This is a genomic window from Desulfovibrio sp. (assembly GCF_019424165.1).
In the GTDB taxonomy this organism is placed as follows: Bacteria; Desulfobacterota; Desulfovibrionia; order Desulfovibrionales; family Desulfovibrionaceae; genus Desulfovibrio.
The window spans coordinates 2,390-8,072 of sequence record NZ_JAHZAA010000015.1 but is presented as its reverse complement, the minus strand read 5'-3'; the positions used below and the strand labels follow the sequence as shown (position 1 = coordinate 8,072).

Sequence of the window (5,683 nt, the reverse complement as noted above, 5' to 3'; positions counted from 1 at the left end):
CCCCATAGTGGATGTACGGCCGACCAAGGGGCAGATGGAAAACCTGCTGGGCGAATGCCGGGGCTGCGTCAGCCGGGGCGAAAGGGTGCTTGTGACCACCCTGACCAAACGCATGGCCGAAGACCTCACAGAGTACTGCTGCAACATGGGGGTGCGGGCCCGCTACCTGCACTCGGATATTGATACCCTTGAGCGCATGCAGATCATCCGTGCCTTGCGTCTGGGCGAATTCGACGTTCTGGTGGGCATCAACCTGCTGCGTGAAGGGCTGGATATTCCAGAAGTTTCCCTGGTCTGTATTCTGGATGCGGACAAGGAAGGGTTCTTGCGTTCCACAGGTTCGCTCATCCAGACTTTTGGCCGCGCAGCGCGTAACGCCCAGGGACGGGTCATCCTGTACGCCGACAAGGTAACGGATTCTATGAAGGCCGCCATGGGTGAGACGGCCCGCCGCCGAACCCGGCAGACAGAGTACAACGAAGAACACGGCATAACACCTGTAAGCACAAGAAAAAGCCTTGAATCCCCGTTGGATAGTTTGTATGTGGAAGATGGCGCCTCACGCGGGCGCGGCAAGGGGAGGGGCAAGAGCAAAGGGCAGGATGCGGACGCGAACCCGCTTACAGCCGAAGATACGGCCCTGCTGGTGGCCAGGCTTGAAAAAGAGATGCGTCAGGCTGCCCGTGACCTGGAATTTGAGCAGGCGGCACAATTGCGTGACCGTATCCGTGTCTTGCGGGCGCGCCTTATTGCATTGCCGGATTGAGAACAGGGCGGGAACTTTTAGAATAGTTGGCATAGAAATATTTTGTGGGGGGGGACCCTTTTGTAAAAGGGTCCCCCCCACACGCCCCACCCCCTAAAACTTTTATTATTGTTTCATACCGATACAGGAGTAGGCAGGGGGGCAGAAGCAGTCCTTCCGCGTATGACACAGCCCTTGCAGGGTTATAATACAGTCTCAAAGTTAAACGGCTCCAAAGGTCTTTCATGGCACAAAAAAACGAACATCAGGGCGGGCAGCGGCAGCACAGCCTTTTTGCCTCCGGCCCCACAGGCGAAGAACGTCAGCGCGCCCAGTGGCTTACAGCGGAACTTGAGCGCCATAACCACCTCTATCATACGCTGGACAGGCCCGAAATCAGCGATGACCAGTTTGACGCCCTGTTCCGCGAATTGCAGGAGCTGGAAGCCCGCTGGCCTGAACTGCGTTCGCCCCATTCGCCAACCTTGCGCGTGGGGGGCGGGCTGCTGGACGGCCTTGCCAAAAAGGCCCACAGCCTTCAGATGTATGGTCTGGACAACGTCTTTTCAGCCGAACAATGGCAGGAATTTGCGGAGCGCATGGTCCGCGCCTGGGGCGTTGATGTCAACGGACCCCTGCCCAAAGGTTTTTGGTGTGATCCCAAGCTGGATGGCCTGGCTCTGGAGATCATCTATGTTGACGGCGTATTGCAGGAAGCCCTCACCAGAGGCGATGGCGAGGTGGGCGAAGTTGTCACCGAGGCTGTGCGCACCATCCGCACCGTGCCACTGCGGCTTGCGGGGCCGGGGCCTTTTCCTGCCAGGCTTGAGGTGCGGGGCGAAGTTGTCATGTACAAAAAGGATTTTGCCGCCCTTAATGAAAAGCAGGAAGCCCTTGGCCTGAAACCCTTTGCCAATCCCAGAAATGCCGCAGCAGGAACACTGCGCCAGCTGGATACTTCCATTATCGGTTCGCGTCCGTTGCGCTTTCTGGCCTATAGTCTTGGTCAGGCGCTTTGGGCTCCCGCGCCAGCCTGCCTGTTGCAGTCTGAAGTTATGGGGCGGCTCAGGGAATACGGTTTTCTTACCCCGCCGGACGGCAGGCTGTGCAGCAGCGTGACCGAAGTGGAGGAGTATGCCCAGTGGGTCAAGGAGCATCGCTCTGCATTTCCAATGGAAATTGACGGGGCTGTAGCCAAACTGGATAACCTTGAGGCCCAGCAGGCGCTTGGCTTTACCGCCCGCGCGCCGCGTTTTGCCGTGGCCTTCAAGTTTCCGGCTGAACTGGCGCAGACCCTGCTGAAAGATATTGAGATACAGGTGGGCCGCACAGGCGTGCTTACGCCGGTGGCCGTGCTTGAGCCTGTTTCTGTGGGCGGTGTTATGGTTTCGCGTGCCACCCTGCATAACGAGGATGAAATTCGCAATCGCGATGTGCGTGTGGGCGATACAGTCATGGTGCGCCGCGCAGGTGATGTTATTCCTGAGGTGGTAGGGCCGGTGCTGGAAAAACGCCCGGAAAATGCCCGTGAATATGTTTTTCCCCACACTTGTCCGGCATGCGGCCAGCCTGCGTACCGGGAAGAGGGCGAAGCTGCCTGGCGGTGTGAAAATATGGCCTGTTCCGCCATCCGCCTGCGGGCCATCACGCATTTTGTGTCCAAGGCCGGGCTGGATATCGCTGGCGTGGGGCAGAAATGGATAGAACAACTGGTCACCAGCGGCCGGGTGCAGTCTCCTGCTGATCTTTTTACCCTTACGGTACAGGAACTGCTGGGTTTTGAACGCATGGGGGAAGTGCTGGCCCACAAGTTTGTGGACGCGCTTGCCCGCGCCGTACATTCTGCCACCCTGCCGCGCCTCATCAGCGCTCTGGGTATAAGGCACGTAGGTGAACAGACCGCCCGCACCCTGGCTTTGCATTTTGAAACGCTGGATGAACTGGAAAACGCCAGTGCGGAAACACTGCTGAGCCTGCCGGATGTGGGGCCGGAAGTGGCGTCATCCATCCATAACTTTTTCAACAGCCCCGCCAACAGGGAGCAGCTTGAGCGCTTCAGGGCGCTGGGCCTGTGGCCGCGCGGAGGCCGGTCTGGCGGCGGTTCTTCCGGCAGCACCGGCGAGGGCGGTTTGGCGTCCGGGCCGCTGGCGGGAAAAAATATTCTTTTTACCGGCAGCCTGAGCATGCCGCGCAGTGAAGCCGAAAAGCTGGCTGAAGCCGCCGGGGCCACGCCGCTTGGCGGGGTGAGCAAAAAGCTTGATTACCTTGTGGCGGGGGAAAAGGCGGGCAGCAAGCTTGAAAAAGCGCAGGCGCTGGGCGTGACGGTGCTCACCGAAGAAGAGTTTATGACCATGTTGCGCGAAGCCAGAGCGGCTTCGGAATAATTTGAATACAAAGCGAGCAAAGCATGAGTACAGCCATCATCGTGGTAGGGGCCAACGGGCGCATGGGCAAAACCATCAGCCATCTGGCGGCGACGGAGCCAGCCTACAGCCTGGCGGGTCTGGTGGACAGCAGGGAGCATGTGGAAACTCTGGCAGGAGCATCCTGCCCCGTGGGTGACAACCTTGCCGCAGTGCTGCCCAAAGCGCCGGGCGCTGTGGCTATCGACTTTACTGCCCCGGCCGTGAGCCTGCAGTCGGCCCGTGCCGTGGCCGAGAGCGGGCATGCCCTGGTTATCGGCACTACGGGCTTTACTGATGCGGAAAAGGATGAGCTGCACGAGCTGGCAAAAAAAGCCCCTATTTTCTGGGCGTCCAACATGAGCATTGGCGTCAATGTACTGTGCAAGATTCTGCCGGAACTGACCCGCGCTCTGGGCGATGCGTATGATATTGAAATGGTCGAGCTGCACCATAACCGCAAGAAGGACAGCCCCAGCGGCACGGCCCTGACCCTTGGCGAATGCCTGGCAGAAGCCCGCGGCTGGCAGCTTAACGATGTGCGCTGCTCTGCCCGTGACGGTATTATCGGTGAAAGGCCCAAAGCCCAGATCGGCATTCAGGCCATACGCGGCGGCGATGTGGTGGGCGTGCATACAGTGTACTTTATGGGCCCCGGCGAACGCATCGAAGTGACACATCAGGCCCATTCGCGCGATACCTTCGCCCAGGGCGCGCTGCGGGCGGCTGCATGGCTGGCCGGGCAGAAGCCGGGCAAGCTTTACGGCATGCGTGATATGTTCTGATTCCTTTAACTCCGGTCTTTTGCCCACAACGCGCCGGTTGAAAGCCAGTGCGTACACGGTGCAGGAAAACCCTTTTCAGGCTGTTGCTTGTGCAGCGGCCTGAAAAGGGTTTTCCTGTAAAAAAAGGCTGGTCAGGCAGGGCTGCCTTGAGCCTGTACGCTGCACCCCGTAAAGTAAACCTGCCTTATATCGGCGGCAGCATGCCCTTGAGCCTGCCTTGCCCCGTGGATTCAAGCACGGCCCGCCACAGGTCGGAATAGATATTGAGCTTGCGGCGCTTGCGCGTGACCAGTTCCAGCGGCAGGTGCACGTAGCGGTCCTGAATTTTGCCCACCACCATGTGTGTGCGGCCCGCCATGGCGGCATGCACCGCGTACTGCCCCAGAAAACCGCAGTACACCTTGTCGTTGGCGCTGGCGGGAATGGAGCGAATGATATAGCTCGGGTCGATATATTTTATGGAATGCGCTACGCCGCGTGCGTCCAGATACCTGTTGATGGACGTGCGCAGGAGTTCGGATATATCGCCGAGCACGGGATTGCCGGAGGCATCAGTGCCGCTCTGTTCCGCAAGCAGATGTTGGCCGGCCCCTTCGGCGGTAACGATAACGGCATGTCCCCGCTCTTTCAGGCGCTCTTCCAGCGCGGGCAGAAGCCCCCCTTCGCCTTCAAGGCTGAATGGCGCTTCGGGAATGAGCACAAAATTTACTTCTTTGAGAGCCAGCGCGGCCCGGGCGGCGATGAAGCCCGATTCGCGTCCCATAAGCTTCACCAGGCCGATGCCGTTGGGAACGCCGCACGCTTCGGTGTGGGCGCATTCAATGGCTTCTGTGGCCTTGTAGACGGCGGTTTCAAAACCGAAGGACTGGGGAATGAAGTTGATGTCGTTATCAATGGTTTTGGGAATGCCGATAACGGCAAGTTTCAGGTTGCGGGCCTGTATTTCTGTGCTGATGGCCCGCGCGGCCTTCATCGTGCCGTCGCCGCCGATCACGAAAAGAATATTGACATTACTGCGTTCAAGGGCATCCACAATTTCCTCGGCGGGCTGCGGCCCGCGTGAGGAGCCGAGCATGGTTCCGCCAAAGCGGTGAATGTCTGCCACACCTTTGGGCGTCAGCTCCTGGAGGGTATGCCCGTACTTGGGGATAAACCCTTCAAGACCGTAAGGAATGCCCAGGATGGACGGTACGTTGTACGCATGAAAAGCCTCCATCACAATGGCCCGTATGACATCGTTTATGCCGGGGCAAAGGCCGCCGCAGGTCACGATGGCGCACTTGGCCCGCGTGGAGTCAAAATAGAGCTTTTTGCGTGGCCCAGCGGCTTCAAGGCAGACGCTGAAGGCCTTGCCCGCATCGTCTGTCAACTCTTCATCCACAAAGATCTGTATGGTCTTGTCGTCGGCCCAGGTACGGTAGGGCAAGTGGGAATCGAGCTTACAGGGGCCAAGGGTGCGTATATCCGTCTGCAATGTACATTCTTTATTCATACCGGCCTCGCGCATGTTATTTGCTCAGTCCAAGTTCTTGGGCGCTGGCGCGCATGGCCTCGATGGACAGGGCCAAAAATTCGTCCAGCTCAAGTCCGGCTTCGGCGCACTGCCGGATGTTGTCCCGGTTGACACTGGCCGCGAAGGCCTTGTCTTTCATTTTTTTCTTAATGCTTTTGACTTCCATGCCCTCCATGCCTGTGGGGTGCATAATGGCTGCCGCGCTGATAAGGCCGGTAACGCTTTGGCCACAGCGTAG

4 protein-coding genes and 1 pseudogene are annotated in these 5,683 nt (G+C 58.8%); 3 read left to right on the top strand and 2 right to left on the bottom strand.

Annotation, left to right across the window (positions count from 1 at the left end):
* The 3 genes from QZ377_RS07105 to dapB form a co-directional block, all read left to right on the top strand.
* Nucleotides 1-766: helicase-related protein (locus QZ377_RS07105; RefSeq protein WP_291440476.1), on the top strand; the 766-nt coding region annotated here is incomplete at its 5' end.
* A gap of 224 nt (nt 767-990) precedes the next feature.
* Nucleotides 991-3,129: an NAD-dependent DNA ligase LigA gene (gene ligA / locus QZ377_RS07100; RefSeq protein WP_291440475.1), complete on the top strand. Its 2,139-nt coding sequence runs from the start codon at nt 991-993 to the stop codon at nt 3,127-3,129.
* 23 nt (nt 3,130-3,152) lie between these two features.
* Nucleotides 3,153-3,932 (top strand): 4-hydroxy-tetrahydrodipicolinate reductase, encoded by a 780-nt coding sequence (dapB, locus tag QZ377_RS07095; RefSeq protein WP_291440474.1) that lies wholly within the window; start codon nt 3,153-3,155, stop codon nt 3,930-3,932.
* A 184-nt stretch (nt 3,933-4,116) separates the two neighbouring features.
* Here dapB and QZ377_RS07090 read toward each other — a convergent pair whose 3' ends face one another.
* Both QZ377_RS07090 and QZ377_RS07085 read right to left on the bottom strand, forming a co-directional pair.
* Nucleotides 4,117-5,424 carry an ATP-dependent 6-phosphofructokinase gene (locus QZ377_RS07090; RefSeq protein ID WP_291440473.1) on the bottom strand — a complete coding sequence of 436 codons (1,308 nt, stop codon included), beginning with the start codon at nt 5,422-5,424 and terminating at the stop codon, nt 4,117-4,119.
* A 16-nt stretch (nt 5,425-5,440) separates the two neighbouring features.
* A pseudogene (locus QZ377_RS07085) lies at nt 5,441-5,683 on the bottom strand (HD family phosphohydrolase); the annotation flags it as partial.